At 66.2% G+C, this 13952-nt stretch carries 15 protein-coding genes; 5 read left to right on the forward strand and 10 right to left on the reverse strand.

What is annotated here, in order from left to right:
• Window positions 1-5 precede the first annotated feature (5 nt).
• The gene (locus AC1MDG_RS09730; protein WP_479808760.1) at window positions 6-1067 is read right to left on the reverse strand and encodes an NAD(P)/FAD-dependent oxidoreductase; all 1062 of its coding nucleotides are present in this window, start codon (window positions 1065-1067) and stop codon (window positions 6-8) included.
• A gap of 121 nt (window positions 1068-1188) precedes the next feature.
• Here AC1MDG_RS09730 and AC1MDG_RS09735 point away from each other — a divergent pair, with 121 nt between their 5' ends.
• Window positions 1189-1773 carry a helix-turn-helix domain-containing protein gene (locus tag AC1MDG_RS09735; protein WP_479808762.1) on the forward strand — a complete coding sequence of 195 codons (585 nt, stop codon included), beginning with the start codon at window positions 1189-1191 and terminating at the stop codon, window positions 1771-1773.
• Window positions 1774-2062: 289 nt separating this feature from the next.
• Window positions 2063-2923: an ROK family protein gene (locus AC1MDG_RS09740; protein WP_479808764.1), complete on the forward strand. Its 861-nt coding sequence runs from the start codon at window positions 2063-2065 to the stop codon at window positions 2921-2923.
• A 44-nt stretch (window positions 2924-2967) separates the two neighbouring features.
• Here the strand turns inward: AC1MDG_RS09740 and AC1MDG_RS09745 are convergent, their stop codons facing one another.
• The 3 genes from AC1MDG_RS09745 to AC1MDG_RS09755 form a co-directional block, all read right to left on the reverse strand.
• Complete coding sequence (locus AC1MDG_RS09745; RefSeq protein WP_479808766.1) at window positions 2968-4680, reverse strand: ABC1 kinase family protein; 1713 nt, start codon at window positions 4678-4680, stop codon at window positions 2968-2970.
• 5 nt (window positions 4681-4685) lie between these two features.
• Complete coding sequence (locus tag AC1MDG_RS09750; RefSeq protein ID WP_479808767.1) at window positions 4686-5228, reverse strand: PadR family transcriptional regulator; 543 nt, start codon at window positions 5226-5228, stop codon at window positions 4686-4688.
• 195 nt (window positions 5229-5423) lie between these two features.
• Entirely contained in the window at window positions 5424-6209 is a 786-nt protein-coding gene (locus AC1MDG_RS09755) for an isocitrate lyase/PEP mutase family protein (RefSeq protein ID WP_479808768.1), read from the reverse strand.
• Window positions 6210-6400: 191 nt separating this feature from the next.
• Here AC1MDG_RS09755 and AC1MDG_RS09760 point away from each other — a divergent pair, with 191 nt between their 5' ends.
• The 3 genes from AC1MDG_RS09760 to AC1MDG_RS09770 all read left to right on the forward strand — a co-directional run bounded on the left by AC1MDG_RS09760 (window position 6401) and on the right by AC1MDG_RS09770 (window position 8004).
• The gene (locus AC1MDG_RS09760; protein WP_479808770.1) at window positions 6401-7363 is read left to right on the forward strand and encodes a LysR family transcriptional regulator; all 963 of its coding nucleotides are present in this window, start codon (window positions 6401-6403) and stop codon (window positions 7361-7363) included.
• Between the two features lie 73 nt (window positions 7364-7436).
• Window positions 7437-7760, forward strand: coding sequence for an SDR family NAD(P)-dependent oxidoreductase (locus tag AC1MDG_RS09765; RefSeq protein WP_479808772.1), 324 nt, complete (start codon window positions 7437-7439; stop codon window positions 7758-7760).
• On the forward strand, window positions 7711-8004 hold the full coding sequence (locus AC1MDG_RS09770) for an SDR family oxidoreductase (RefSeq protein WP_479809066.1): 294 nt from the start codon (window positions 7711-7713) through the stop codon (window positions 8002-8004). The genes AC1MDG_RS09765 and AC1MDG_RS09770 overlap by 50 nt, the downstream gene beginning before the upstream one ends.
• On the opposite strand, the gene AC1MDG_RS09775 is transcribed toward AC1MDG_RS09770, so the two are convergent.
• From AC1MDG_RS09775 to AC1MDG_RS09800, 6 genes are all read right to left on the reverse strand, one after another.
• Complete coding sequence (locus tag AC1MDG_RS09775; protein WP_479808773.1) at window positions 7904-8680, reverse strand: SDR family NAD(P)-dependent oxidoreductase; 777 nt, start codon at window positions 8678-8680, stop codon at window positions 7904-7906. The two genes, AC1MDG_RS09770 and AC1MDG_RS09775, sit on opposite strands and share 101 nt — an antisense overlap.
• Before the next feature lie 2 nt (window positions 8681-8682).
• Entirely contained in the window at window positions 8683-9681 is a 999-nt protein-coding gene (locus tag AC1MDG_RS09780; protein ID WP_479808774.1) for a fumarylacetoacetate hydrolase family protein, read from the reverse strand.
• A gap of 11 nt (window positions 9682-9692) precedes the next feature.
• Window positions 9693-10775: an amidohydrolase family protein gene (locus AC1MDG_RS09785; protein WP_479808775.1), complete on the reverse strand. Its 1083-nt coding sequence runs from the start codon at window positions 10773-10775 to the stop codon at window positions 9693-9695.
• A complete protein-coding gene (locus AC1MDG_RS09790; protein ID WP_479808777.1) occupies window positions 10772-11896 on the reverse strand; it encodes an FAD-dependent monooxygenase in 1125 nt (374 codons plus the stop codon). The genes AC1MDG_RS09785 and AC1MDG_RS09790 overlap by 4 nt, the downstream gene beginning before the upstream one ends.
• Before the next feature lie 68 nt (window positions 11897-11964).
• Window positions 11965-13008, reverse strand: coding sequence for a cyclase family protein (locus AC1MDG_RS09795; protein WP_479808779.1), 1044 nt, complete (start codon window positions 13006-13008; stop codon window positions 11965-11967).
• A complete protein-coding gene (locus tag AC1MDG_RS09800; protein ID WP_479808781.1) occupies window positions 13005-13949 on the reverse strand; it encodes a fumarylacetoacetate hydrolase family protein in 945 nt (314 codons plus the stop codon). The genes AC1MDG_RS09795 and AC1MDG_RS09800 overlap by 4 nt, the downstream gene beginning before the upstream one ends.
• Window positions 13950-13952 lie beyond the last annotated feature (3 nt).

Consider the following 13952-nt stretch of genomic DNA (forward strand, 5'->3'; position numbering starts at 1 on the left):
GTTGATTACCTTTCTACTGTGGCCGCAGGGGCGGTTTCGGTGACTTTCGGTTCGTCACCAAGACCATGGCGTCGGTGACCCAGCACGATCTGAGAGACTGCTGCTTCCGAGACGGCGGAGAAGGGGCCGGAGTGCCCTTCAACGGCCCACCGGGTTTCCTCTTCGATGAGGTCAGCGTTGATCCTTGCGGCGGTCATGACACCCTCGGCCGCCGCGGTGATCACCTGAGCCATCAAGTTGGAGACATTGCCCGCTGCATACACACCCTGGACGGCCGTCGCGCCCATGGCGTCGGTCTCGATAAACCGTCCGGCCCCCGAGGGGTGCGCCTGAGCACTTAGCCCGAGTGATTCCAGAAGCGCGGATCTGGCCTCCATCCGTGTTCCGACAGCCAGGGCCTGCACGTCGAACGAGGAGCCCTGGCGGAGCGTGATCCCCGTGAGGACACCATCGAGAGCGTCAACAGAAACCACGGCGCCGGCAACGACCGTGACGGACCGGGCGGCGAGCTTGTCCCACTCCTCGTCGGTCGGTTCCACGGTGTCGTTGAGGAAGAACGTGATGTCCGGGGACCACTGCCTGAACAAGAGTGCCTGATGGACGGACAGCGGGCCTGTGCCCAGCACTCCAATCCGTTGCCCGCGGATTTCCCAGCCATGGCAGTAGGGGCAGTGCACAACGCCCTTTCCCCATTGCTCTCTCAGCCCGTCGATGGGAGGCAGCTCATCTGTCAGGCCGGTGGTGACGAGGAAGCGGCGGCCGAAGAACCGGCGGGCATCTCCGAGAATCACCTCGAATCCATCGGGGGTCCGCCGTGCCGAAACGGCTTCACCGCCGATGACCGTTCCTCCGTAGGAGAGCACTTCGCTGCGTCCCATGGACAGGAGTTCCCGGGGGGCCATGCCGTCCCTCGAAAGATAGCCGTGTACACCCGCCGCGGGTGCATTGCGGGGAGTTCCGGAATCGATGACTAGCACCGACCGCATCGCCCGGCCCAGGGTCGTGGCCGCGCTGAGTCCCGCCGCGCCGCCACCCACAATAACAACGTCATACCGTGTGGTGTCCATACAGATTTGTCCTTCTTCGCGTCCCGAAAGTTCACCGCCGGAGTCATTGAGCGGTACAACCAGCTTCCATCGCATGAACGCAAATTGACAAACATGATTGCCGTTATGGCAAAGTGAGGACATGGAAACTGAACTTGACGATGTTCTCGGGGCGGTCGGTCCCCGGCTTCGGGCACTCCGTACGGAACGGAACCTCACCCTCGCGGATGTGTCCTCGGCAGCCGGGGTGTCGGTGAGTACCCTGTCCCGCCTGGAATCCGGCCAGCGCAGACCCAACCTTGAAATCCTGCTGCCCCTCGCGAGGTTGTACGGTGTTCCCCTCGATGATCTGGTCGGCGCGCCGCCCACCGGGGATCCGAGAATTCACCTGCAGCCCATCACCCATGGCGACATGACGGCGGTTCCTCTCACGCGCCGCCCGGGCGGACTGCAAGCCTTCAAAATGGTGCTCACGGGGGATGCGCGCGGGGCAGAGCCTGACCCGCGCGTTCACGAAGGCTACGAATGGCTCTACATCCTCAACGGACGACTGCGTCTGGTGCTGGGCGACAAGGACTTTGAACTTCGCCCTGGCGAAGCCGCGGAATTCGACACCCGCACGCCGCACTGGTTCGCCAGCGCTGACGGCAGACCCGTCGAATTCATCAGCCTGTTTGGACAGCAGGGCGAGCGGATGCACGTACGCGCACGGCCCAAGCCCTCATAGTCGAAGAGGCCCGACGGGGGCTGCATGAATGGCTGAAAACTGGATTGTGAACCCGCCAGGTCCCACTGTCTAGTCCTCGGGGCCCCGGCGCAGGCTCGGCCCATGCGTCAACTTTCCCCGCAGCGGCGGCCACCAACGTCGGCGGCCAGGGGGCGCACTGGACCTGCGCGACGCCGTCGCCCGCCTTCAGCGAGAAGATCCCGTTCATCGCAGGCGACGAATGGGATGCGCTGATCGAGGAGGCAAAGCAGTTGCTGCACGTTCAGAGTGCAGCGTTCGCTGATTCCGCGTGGGTGAAGCCATCAGGTCCCTCCTTGATGAAGAGTTCGGCGCGGAACTGCCGGACGGCTACGGCGTTGGCACCCTGCCGGTGGCCGGTGATCCGCAGCCGGACGGCTCAGTGCGCTGGGCGGGGGCCGACGTCGTCCTCGACAACCACGCGGGGTATCAAGTCAGGCCCGGCTGGCATGGATTCGACTTCGAGAGTTTCATTCAACGGTCACTCCATGTGCCGGTTGTCGTCGATAGCGTCGTCAATCTGATGGCCCGGGCGGAGCACGCAGCCCATTGGTCCGGTCACGGCAATTTCATGTTCGTGAACGTCGATTCGAGTATTGGCTCTGCGATTATCAGCGGCGGCAAATTGCAGCCTGGTGCCAACGGGGCGACGGGTGGCTTGGGGCACGTTCGCGCGTCCAACGGTGGCGACCTTGCGTGCCCCTGCGGGAACTATGGCTGCTTGGACATGATTTCTTCAGTGCCGGCACTGGTCCGGAAAGTCCGCCAGCACGGCGTGGATGCCCGAACGGGCGAAGATCTTTTGCGTCTGGCAGCTGACGGTCAGCCCAGAGTCACATCTGCGCTGCACCAAGGGGGGCGTGACATAGGAGACGTCCTGGCAACGGCCGTCAGCTTGCTGAACCCCTCAGCCATCGTTCTCGGCGGTAGCCTGGGGGAGTCGGCGGATGTCCTTGCCGGGATCCGAGAAGTTGTGTACCAGCGGGCCCTGCCGCCGGTGACGTCCCAACTGCAAATCAACCATCCGCTTCTGCATCACAAAGCCACAGTTGCCGGAGCCACTCAGGTGGTCGCGGAGCGTGTACTCTCGCCGGCGGCAATAGATGCAGCTGTGCGGGACCTACTGTCGTAGCGACGCAGCCGGACCATTCCAGCCGATATGCCTCCCCGCTTCACTTAGAGGCCGCGGCGTCCCGCCCACAGCCCGTGCAGCAGCGGCACGAGCGACACGATCATCAGCAGGTTGCCGAGCAGCGTGTCGTCCGCCCGGACCAAGGAACCTGCGATGAGCAGGGCGCCGAAAACCAGCGCCGATGCCGTTCGCTGCGCCGCCCGGTCCAGCCGTGCCATCCGCCGTTCGAGACGCGGATTGGCCACGGATAGTGAGCCGTCCTCGATTCGAGTGAGAAGCCCGTCCAGGCGTTTCGGCAGCCCCAGTGCGACGCCGGCGGCGTCGAGCGCCTGCTTGGCCACGTCCTGCACGAAGTTTCCACGCTCGTCGCGCAGCAATTGCGCCGCATAGGGTTCCACCGCGTCCCACAGATTGAACCTGGCATCCAGCGAGCTGCACACCCCCGAGGTGAGTGACATCGCCCGGATGATGAGCAGGAAGTTCTCTGGCAACTGGAACGGCAGCGAGCGGACCAGGTCGCCGAACTCCACCGCAAATTCGAGGAACTCCCGCGGGTCCACTTCGCGAAGTTCGGCGAAGCCCATCCCGCCGAACCGGGCAAAGAGATGCGTCATCGCCCGCTCAAGCTCGGCCGTGTCCGCCGACGGCACCAGCACACCCACATCGCGGATCGCGGCCACCAAGCCCTTACCGTCACGCGAGGCGGCCGCAATCAGAAGCTTCCGCAGGCCGCTGCGGGTACTGGGAGGAACCTCGCCCATCATGCCGAAGTCGATAAACGTCAGCTTCCAGGGGCGTCCTGCGGATGCATTGGAAGCCGGCGTGACGAAGATGTTACCGGGGTGCGGATCGGCATGGAAAAAGCCGCTGCTGAACAACTGGTCGAACATGACCGAGGCGAAAACCGGGGCAACCTGCGCCGGATCGATACCCGCCGCAAGAAGTTCCTCCGAGTCAGTGATCTTGATCGCCGCGACATTTTCGAGGACAAGCACGCGTCGGGTGCTCCACTCCCATGCGACATCGGGCACACCAACCCGGTCGTCGTCGGCGAAATCAGTCGCGAAGCGTTCTGCATTCGCTGCTTCATGCAGGTAGTCGATCTCCTCAAGACTAATTTCCGCAAACTCCTCCACCAGGGCGGGCATGTCCGCACGATCGGACACCAGGCGCACGTGGCTCAGCCAGCCGCCCACTCTGCGCAGCGCCGCCAGATCGACGTCGACAATCGCGTCGATGCCGGGGCGCTGCACCTTCAAGACCACGCTGTGGAGCCCTGCGTCGGCGGCATTGGCAGGAAGGAGGTGCGCACGGTGCGCCTGCCCGAGGGACGCGGCGGCGATTGGCATCTCTTCTACTGAGGCGAAAACCTTCTCCAGCGGCGCGCCCAGCTCCGCCTCGGCAAGTGCGCGGATTGCGGGAAACGGGACGGGGGGCACCTCGTCCTGGAGTCCCTCAAGTTCCTTGGTGATCTCGGGCGGAAGTACGTCGAGTCTGGACGACAGGAACTGACCCACCTTGATCATCAGGCCGCCCAAATCCACGGCCAGCACGCGGAAGCGCTGTGCGAAGCGCCGCATCCTCCTCGTCCGGGTGCGCTCGGCAAATTTGCCTAGCCCGACGCGGGGAAGGAACAGCTCAAACCACCAGGTCACCGCCAGATGCCACGCGGCGAAACGGAGGATGCGACGGTAACGGGCGCGGGTGTTCCCGGCGCCGGGTACCGGATCTGCCCGGTCCCGACGAACCGACGCCACCCCCGTCAGTCCTGGGCGAGGATCGAATACAGCCGGCGGCGGGCCTCGTCGAGCACCGCCACGGCCTGTTGCACCTGCTCCGGCGAGCCGGTGCGACCCACCTGGGACGCGGCCTGCGCCAGCTCGAGGCCAGCCTTGGGCAGTGCCGCGAATCCGGTGCCGGAAGCCTGGCCCCCTGAGTCCCACGGCGCTGACGCATGCGCACCCGCCACTTCCTCCCGGCCTTCCTCGGTGAGCGAGTAGATCTTGCGGCCGTTGGATTCCTCGGCACGGATCAACCCCTCATCGGCCAGCAGCTGCAGCGTGGGGTAGACGGAGCCGGCACTGGGCTTCCAGCTGCCGCTGCTGCGCTCCTCGATTTCACGGATGATCTGATAGCCGTGCATCGGCCGCTCCGTGAGCAGGGCAAGCACCGCCGAGCGCACCTCGCCCCGCCCCGCGCGGGTGCCGGAGCGCTTCTCAAACCTTGACCGCAGCTCCTCAACGGCCTGCCACATGCCGTCGATGTTGGGGCCGCCAAATCCGCCCGCAGGGTATGAATTACGCATGCTGCTCTCCTAATGGGACGCGAACGATACTCAACGATACATCCCGATACACGCGAAAACCAGCACTCGAGAAGGCTGCAGAGTGGAGGATCAAGCACAGGGTTCCCGGCAGCGTCGAGGGAGAATCCCGCGCCTCCGGATCTGTCACGCCGGGTTGTGGAGCTTTGGGCGTGGGCCGGTTCGCGCTAACGAGGGTCAACCCCCGAGGCGCTGGCTAAATGACACAAGACGCGATTGCATCTCCCAGTACGGAGTGGCGGCCGGCGCCTGCTTGCCGTCACGCAGGGCGCTGACGACGTTCACGGCCGCGTCAACTGCTGCGCGGTACGGCAGGGAGCCGGAACTCACCCGCCGGACGCCCAGCTCACCCAGCTCGGCAACAGTCAGCGAGGGATGTGCCAGCACGTTGACCGGCAGCCCAATGCCGGCGGTAATAGTCCGGATGTCCTCCGGAACCACAAGTCCGGGGACAAAGATTCCGTCCGCCCCGGCGTTCGCGTAGGCAGAGGCACGGAGCAGGACGGCATCCACGGTGGCCTGTTCGCCGAACCATATGTTGTCCACCCGTGCGTTGATGAACATGGCCGGGGTGCGCCCCTTGACGGCGGCAACCTTGTCGGCAAAGGCTGCTGGATCGACCAGGTGCCCGGCCGTGCTGTCCTCCAGGTTGACCCCGGCCACGCCAAGGGCAGCGAGTTGGGCCACAAGTTCCGCAACCTCGGCAGGGTCATCGGAGTAGCCGTCCTCGATGTCCGCCGTGACGTGGACAGGCAGGCGGCACAGCTGCTCCGTGAGTGCCGTGGTGACTGTCTTGCTGGACCGACCTCCGTCCGGCAGGCCGGCACTTGCCGCAATGCCAAAGCTGGTGGTGCCGACGGCCGGGAACCCCGCTGCCGCGAAAGCCAAGGCGGATCCGACATCCCACGCGTTGGGCAGCAGGAGTGGCGCCGCAGTGTGATGGAGTTCCCGAAAAGTGGCCATTTCATTCCCATCCCCTGCTAACCGAATAGGTGAATACCGTTCAGTCTACAAACGCGGCCGGGCGCCGCAAGGGACCGACATTACGCGGAACAAGTGATGGCCTAGCGGGACAAGACGCTCGGGCCGTGGCCGCCCGGTCGGGACCGGCGACCATTAGCGCTGTGGATGTACTGTACGGATAACCTGTGGGTATGAAGAACCTGGACCTGAACCTGCTGCCCCAACTTCAGGTCCTGTTGGAGCTACGCAACGTATCCCGTGCGGCCGAGAGGCTGCAGCTCAGCCAGCCAGCCACCAGCGCGGCGATGGCCAGGCTCCGGCGGCACTTCGACGACGAACTCCTGGTCCGGAACGGCCGCACCTATGACCTGACGCCCTTTGCGCAGTCCCTGGTCCCGCTGGTTGATGAAGCGATGCTTCACATCCAGCGGGCCACGCGCGTGAGGTCCGGCTTCGATGCCGCCACGAGCGAGCGGGAATTTGTGATTGCGGCATCGGACTACGCGGCGGCGCTGATTGTTGGTCCGTTGCGTGGGATTCTGCGGGAGGAAGCCCCAGGCGTGTCCGTGGACTTCGTCCCGACAGCCAAGTCCGGCATCCAGGGCCACATGGCCGACTACTCGAAGATTGACCTCCTGGTGGGGCCAACCGGTTACCACATGCAGGGTACAAGCAAGCAGGTGTTCCGGGACAGTTTCGTGGCAGTGGCTGATTCCGGAAATTCCCTGCTCCAGCAGCCCCGCCTCACGCTGGACGACCTGGCCACGGTGCCTCACGCCGTCGGCTATTTCGGTGAGGGAATCAGTACCCCGGCGGACAAGCTGTTTGAATCCCGCGGTGTTCAGCGCCGCGTGGCAGCCGTGGTGGCCGGGTTCCTGTCGTTGCCGCTGCTGGTCGAAGGAACGGATCTGGTGGCTCTGGTCCCGCGGATGCTGGCGGCACGGGCCCAGCGCGGCGGGGACATTGTGGTGCTGGAGTTCTCCGAAGGCACCGAGGCGTCCCTTGTGGAGGCCATGTACTGGCACCCCTCCCAGACGGAGGACCCCGCCAGCGTCTGGCTGCGCTCCGTGGTGCAGCGGGCCTGTTCGCGGCTGCATGAACTCTTTCGCGTCACGGCCCATCCAGTGACTATCACTGTGACGGATACCAGGTAGGTCCAACCCGCCGTTCCGCTCCTGCACCATCCCTGCGAAAGTCGAAGGAAACGTACTTTCGGAAGGAACCACCATGCCCCTCTCCAGCCAGCGCCTCGCCGGCAAAACCGCCGTGATCACCGGAACCGCCAGCGGGCAGGGGAGGGCGGCGGCGCTCGCCTTCGCTTCCGAGGGTGCGCTGGTGGTGGGCTGCGACATGGACGACGACGGCGCCGCGGCCACCGTTGAGCAGGTGACTGCGGCCGGCGGCCGGATGGCCAGCATCTGGGTTGACCTGACGGATGAGGGCGCTGTGAATGATCCGCACCGCCGCCACCGAGGGCAACCTCCTGGCCGCCGACCACCCTATGAGAACCATCGCCGGCAGCATCCCGCTGGGCCGGATTGGTACGCCTGATGAAGTCGCCAAGTGCGCGCTGTTCCTTGCCTCGGACGAAGCGTCCTACGTAACGGGCGCCAACCTCATGGTCGGCGGCGGCTGGTCGGCGGTGCTGCCGGCTGAAAATGGGGACGGGCTGAGCCTTAGGCGGCCAGCAGGTCTCAGCGCAGGGCGTCGGAGACGGACTTGGCACCGCCGTGGCCTGACTGGCCGCCATCCACCGGAATTTCCGCGCCGGTCACGAAGGAGGACAACGGACTGAGCAGGAACAGCACGACGCCGGCCACCTCCACCACGCCTCCGGTGCGGCCCAGCGGGATTTCGGCCAGGGTGGCCTGCCTGAACACCGGCTTGGCGCTCGCCGTCATGGGCGTATCAATGAAGCCCGGGTGGACGGTGTTCACCCGGATACCCTGCGGGCCAAGTTCCATGGCCGCCACCTGGGAGAGCCCGCGCAGGGCCCATTTGCTGGCGGTGTAGGCGACCGGATAGTGCGCCGTCAGTCCGGCTACGGATCCAACGTTGACGATCGCGGAGCCGGACGCCATCAAGGGTGTGAGGGCCTGGATTCCCAGCAAAGCGCCGGCAACGTTCACTTCGTACACCCGTTGCAGGTCGTCCACCGAGGCATCCAGAAGCCGGCTCCGCTGGGTGATTCCGGCATTGTTCACCAGGCCGTCCACCCGCCATCCCCGGGACTGTATCCGTTGAGCGAGACCGGACCAGCCGGCGGCATCGGCAACGTCAAGCTGCCGGTACACCAACGCACCGCCGGAAGACGACGGCAAGGCGGCCAGCTCAGCCGGCACGTCCGCCGCGAGGTCCGTCGCGATGACGCGTGCGCCGGCCTCAACCAGGAGTCGCGCCTCCGCGGCGCCCTGACCCTGACCGGCCCCCGTTACCACCACCGTCCTGCCCGCGAGCTGGAAGGAATCCACTCTCAGGCCCCTGAAGCAGCCGCAGCCGCAACCCGGTTTCGCGGACGCACCCGGGCCGGCACCCGGGTCGCAGCCTCGCGCCGGGGGCCAACAGTGTTCTCGATGGTGCCGATGCCTTCCACCGTCATCCGGACCACGTCTCCGGTCTTCAGCGGCGGGGGAGTCTTCGAGCCGTTCCGTCCCCAGAGTTCCGCGAGGCAGCCACGGCCGCAGGTGCCGGAGCCCAGGACGTCGCCGGGCTTCACCACGGAGTCCTGCGACGCGTAAGCAACAAGCTCGGCGAACGGCCAGCCCATGTTGGACAGCAGGTCCTGCCCGATGGCTTCCCCGTTGACTTCCACGGCCATGGAGATCGGCAGGAACCCCTCGGCGTCGTGCAGGTCCTCGAACTCGTCCGCCGTGACAATCCACGGTCCCAGCGTGTTGGCGAAGTCCTTGCCTTTGCACGGGCCAAGGCTGACTTTCATCTCGCGGCGCTGCAGGTCCCGCGCGGACCAGTCGTTGAGCACCGTGTAGCCGAAGATGTGCCGGTGCGCCTCCTCCGCTGTCAGGTTCCGGCCGTCGCTTCCGGGAACGCGTCCGACGACGGCGGCGACTTCGGTCTCAAAGTCCAGGTCGTCGCAGCCCGCCGGAATTCCGACCACCTCGCCGGTGCCCGTCACGGTGTGCGGATTGGTGAAGTAAAACGTGGGGGCCTCGGACCACTCGGGCACCACGCCGGCCACGCCGTCGATGCTTTTCCGCACCCCTTCGACGTGCTCCTCGAAGGCCACAAAATCACGGATGGTGGCAGGCGCCAGCGGGGCAATCAGCTGCACGTCCGCCAGGGGCACGGGCGCCGCCGAACCGATGGTTTTGCCGGCGAGGGCCAGGGCTTCGGCCAGTCCGGCTTCCAGCAGGCTATTGACGGTCCTGCCTGCGGGCAGGGCGTAGCAGTTGTGGCCGTCCACGAAGCCGGACTGCGTCCCGCCGTCGTCATTCCAGCGTGCAATCTTGACCATGACGTTGTCCCTTAACCTGTGGGTCGGGCGGTGAGGATTGAAGCGGGCGTGATGCCGAGGGCTGCGGCGTTACCGGCCAGCACTTTGGCTTCGTCGTCCGCGGGCAGGCTGGCCGCGCGCACTTCGTCCGCGGGGCTGTCGGAGCCCATGTCGAAGGGGTAATCGGAACCGAGCAGTACCTGCTCCGGGCCGGCGGCAGCCACCAGCGCCCGTAGTTGAGCCGGGTCATGGACCAGCGAATCGAAGTAGAGCTTCTTCAGGTATGACGACGGCGGCTGTGCGCAGCCATGTGCTTCCGGCCGGACTTTCCAGGCGTGGTCGGAGCGGCCCAGGCTGGTGGGAAGGTATCCGCCGCCGTGGGCAGCCAGCACTTTCAGGCCCGGGTGCCGGTCAAGGACCCCGCTGAAGATCAGGTGCGACAGGGCCACCGCGTTTTCGGCCGGCTGCGACACGGTGTTGGCCAGGTAAAAGCGGTCCAGCCGTTCATCCAGGGAGCAGCCGAACGGGTGCAGGAACACCAGCGCGCCCAGCTCTTCAGCCCGGGCCCAGAACGGCTCAAGCCTCGGATCGGAGAGTTCAACGGTGCTGCGTTCCGGGTCGCCCGGAGTGGCGGCGAACGAGCCGATTTCCACGCCGAGCAGGCCGCACTCCAGCACCGCGTGCTCCAGCGCTTCCACCATCAGCGCGGGGTGCTGCAGGGGCACCAGGCCCAGGCCGGTGAGCCGATCCGGGGCGCGGTCAACGAACTCCCGCACAGCCTGGTTGGCGGCCATGGCCAGCTGCAGCGACAGTTCCTCGCCGGCGAAGTAGTAGAAGTGCGACGGCGACGGCGAGACCAGCTGCACATCCACGCCCTGGGCGTCCATGTCCTGCAGCCGGCGGTCCAGATCCGTCAGCTGCGGCCAGCGCTCCTTGATCATCCGGCCTGAAGCGGCCATCGACTCCGGGCCGTTGCGGCGCACCTCCAAGGCCTGCTGGGCACCAAAACCTTCGGGGGCGGCGTCGGAAACCAGTAGCTGCAGGGCCGGAAGCAGGATATGGGCGTGGACGTCAACAGTGGGGCTGGCCCCTCCTTCAAAAGGGAGCGTGCTCATGCGGGTTCCTTAACCATGCTGGAGATCGAGTGCATGAGGCCCGGCACGTCGGCGTCGCGGACGCCGTCGAGCATCCACTGGCCAAGCTGGACGGAGGCGTTAACCACTGCCTTGGCACGGTCCAGCCGGCGGTCGGTGAACTCCTTCCAGAGCGTCTCGGTGACGTCATCGGCCCTGATCAGCAGTTCGGCGAGCACCGCCGCGTCCTCGAGTGCCATGGCAGCGCCCTGCGCGATGGTCGGCGGGCAGCTGTGCGCGGCGTCCCCGATGATCACGGTGTTGCCGCGGTTCCAGGGCCCGTCCACCAGGTGCGTGGTGAACCACGTGTAGTTGATACGGGCACTGTGGTCCAGGTTGGCGCGGATCTCGTTCCAGGGCCCGCCATAGGCAGCGGCGAGTTCGGCCATGATGCGCGGTCCGTCCTCGTGCCTGCGCTCCTGGGCGTTCTCCACCAGGTAGGCGTAGATGGTGTCCGGGCCGGTGGGGCAGTAGCCGGCGATGAAGCAGGGCCCGCCGTAGGTGAGGTCGGTGCGGACCACATCGGCGGGACGCTCCACAAAGGCACGCCAGATGCCCATCCCGGTGGACTGGGGTTCGACGTCGACGCCGATGGCCTTGCGGACCGATGAGTGCAGGCCGTCGGCGCCGATCAGGAGGTCATAATTCGCGGCGGCGCCGTCGGCGGTGCTGACGGTGACGGACCCGCCGTCGTCCGTTATACCGGTGACCGTCCTGCCGTAGCTTATGCGGGCGCCTGCCTGCCCGGCGCGTTCACGGAGGATGGCGGTGAGGTCGGGGCGGTACATGCCCAGGGTGGCGGGGAGGTCGTCGCCGCCGGTCCGCATGTCCTCCAGGACCGCGATCACGGTGCCGGCGGGGTCCGGAGCGCGCAGGCCGAGCGTGCCGAATGCGTAGCCCTTTGGCTCCACCTGCTCCCATACCCCGAGCTGGCGCAGGATCCGCAGGGCGTTCCCCTGCAGGGTGATTCCTGATCCTAGGGTCTGCGGGGATTCCGCCTTTTCCAGGACTTCGACGTCGATTCCGGCGTCGGCCAGGAGGATGGCTGCGGTCAGTCCCGCGGCTCCCGCCCCCACGATTCCGACGTTCTGTACTGCTGCCATCGCTGACTCCTTTGTTTTGACGGCGTTACTGCTGGTGGATTGTTGTAATGAAAGCTACCGGACTGTTATTACCGGACGGCGATCGGGTTGACCGGGGATCCGACCGCCCCGGTGATCGGGAGCGGCGCCGCCGTGAGCAGGAAGTCATACCGGCCGTCCGCCGCGCACGCTTCCGCCAGGCCGTCCGGGTCCCACATCTCGCCCAGGAACAGCCCCAGGTTGGGGATGGCGATCTGGTGGAGGGGCTGGAAGGCGCCGTCGAACTCGTTGGGACGCACCTCGAAGCCCCACGTGTCCGTGGCGATCCCGGCGATCTCGCTGCCGTGCAGCCACGGAGCTGTGCTGAAGGACAGTCCCGGGGCGGAGCCGCCGGCGTAGTCACCCCAGCCGTCCCGGCGGACGCGGGTGTGCTGTCCGGTGCGGATCACCACGATGTCGCCCCGGCCCACTGCGGAGCTGGGTCCCTGCAGGTCAATGGTCCGCTCAAGGTGTTCCCGGGTGATGGCAAAGCCGTCCGGCAGCTCGCCGTCGCTCCTTCCCAGTTCCGGTCCGAGCGCGCGGCCGACGTCCAGCAGGACGCCGCGGGTGACAATCTTGGCCGCGGCGGTTTCGATGCCGGTCACCAGGTCGCCTTCGGAGGTGACCACGTCTCCGGCTGCCCTGCCGTTCCAGGCCTTGCCCTGGTCGAAGATGTGGCCCAGGCCGTCCCACTGCGTGGAACACTGCAGCGGCATGGCTATCACGTCGTCCGCACCACCGAAACCGTGCGGGAAGCCCTGGTTGCCGCGTTCGGCGTCCACCCCGGTGTCCGTCATGGTGTGGACGGGGTTGGTGCGCCGGCGCCAGCCCTTCTGCGGGCCGTTGGTGTCGAACGGCTGGGACAGTGAGAAGGCCTCGCCCGTCTTCACCAAGGCCGCCGCTTCGATGCGTTTGGCGGCGTCGATGAAGTTCAGGGTCCCCAGGACATCGTCCTCGCCCCAGCGGCCCCAGTTGTTGTGGGCTGCTGCCATGGCGCGGATGCTGGCCAGCGGGTCTTCACGCCGGATCACCGGGGAATCAGCTGATCCCCCGGTGGCGGCGTTGCTAACTGGAGCGGTGTCCTGGGCGGTCACTGGACTTCATCCCTGCAACGGATCAGTTGCGTGCCCAGGCCGGTGATGGTTCCTTCCATCACGTCGCCCTCCTGCAGCAGGCGGCCCCAGTGCTGGCCGTTGCCGGCAGGGCTTCCGGTGAGAACCAGGTCGCCCGGTCGCAAGGGCATGATCTGGGAGGCCTCGCTGACCAGTTTGGCCACCCCGAAAATCATGTCCTGGGTTGATTCGTCCTGCATGGCCTTGCCGTTGAGTTTCAGCGTCACCTGCACGTTCTGCGGGTCCCCGAAGAACTTGGCGGGCACCAGCAACGGGCCGGCGGGCAGGAAGCCCGGGGCATTTTTGGCGCGATACCAGTCCGAGCCGATCGCCGGCATGTCCTTGCGGAAAACGTACTCCCGCGTGGTGATGTCATTGACCATGGTGTAGCCGAACACATACTCGAGCGCCTCCTCCGGCGTTACGCGGAACGCCGTCTTGCCGATGACTGCTGCCAGTTCCAGCTCCCAGTCATGGGAGTTGCTGTAGGAAGGCAGGGTGAGGTCGTCCGTGGCGGACGCGATCGCCGTCGGGAGCCCGATGAAGAAGTACGGCGTGCCCTGGCCGGCGCGCTTGTCCATCATGGCCGCGGTCTTGGCGCGTACTTCCTCCTCGTCCTCGCCCGGTTCGCGGTGCGCTGCGGCGAGGTCGATCACGTGCTTGCGGTAGTTCGCACCGGTCTGCAGGACCTGTGCAGGCTCCACCGGAGCGAGGATTTCGACGTCGGCCAACGCCAGGCCGTTAGCTTCACCGGCAGAAGCGGCGATAGCGTCCAGTTGGCTCTCGGTGGTGTCCCAGTGCTCGATCAGGGAGTTGATGTCGCCGACCAGCGGCAGGACCCGGTTTTCCACCAGCAGGCCAACGCGCGCCTTGCTGTCGCCGGATTCCTGGAACCGGACGAGGGCGTACTGTGCTTCGGTCATTGT

Source organism: Arthrobacter sp. AIWTK1, from assembly GCF_056680535.1.

Coding starts and splice junctions, on each gene's coding strand:
- AC1MDG_RS09730 (WP_479808760.1), bottom strand. CDS start 1,067: ATGGACACCACACGGTATGACGTTGTTATTGTGGGTGGCGGCGCGGCG.
- AC1MDG_RS09735 (WP_479808762.1), top strand. CDS start 1,189: ATGGAAACTGAACTTGACGATGTTCTCGGGGCGGTCGGTCCCCGGCTT.
- AC1MDG_RS09750 (WP_479808767.1), bottom strand. CDS start 5,228: ATGCGTAATTCATACCCTGCGGGCGGATTTGGCGGCCCCAACATCGAC.
- AC1MDG_RS09755 (WP_479808768.1), bottom strand. CDS start 6,209: ATGGCCACTTTTCGGGAACTCCATCACACTGCGGCGCCACTCCTGCTG.
- AC1MDG_RS09760 (WP_479808770.1), top strand. CDS start 6,401: ATGAAGAACCTGGACCTGAACCTGCTGCCCCAACTTCAGGTCCTGTTG.
- AC1MDG_RS09765 (WP_479808772.1), top strand. CDS start 7,437: ATGCCCCTCTCCAGCCAGCGCCTCGCCGGCAAAACCGCCGTGATCACC.
- AC1MDG_RS09770 (WP_479809066.1), top strand. CDS start 7,711: ATGAGAACCATCGCCGGCAGCATCCCGCTGGGCCGGATTGGTACGCCT.
- AC1MDG_RS09780 (WP_479808774.1), bottom strand. CDS start 9,681: ATGGTCAAGATTGCACGCTGGAATGACGACGGCGGGACGCAGTCCGGC.
- AC1MDG_RS09785 (WP_479808775.1), bottom strand. CDS start 10,775: ATGAGCACGCTCCCTTTTGAAGGAGGGGCCAGCCCCACTGTTGACGTC.
- AC1MDG_RS09790 (WP_479808777.1), bottom strand. CDS start 11,896: ATGGCAGCAGTACAGAACGTCGGAATCGTGGGGGCGGGAGCCGCGGGA.
- AC1MDG_RS09800 (WP_479808781.1), bottom strand. CDS start 13,949: ATGACCGAAGCACAGTACGCCCTCGTCCGGTTCCAGGAATCCGGCGAC.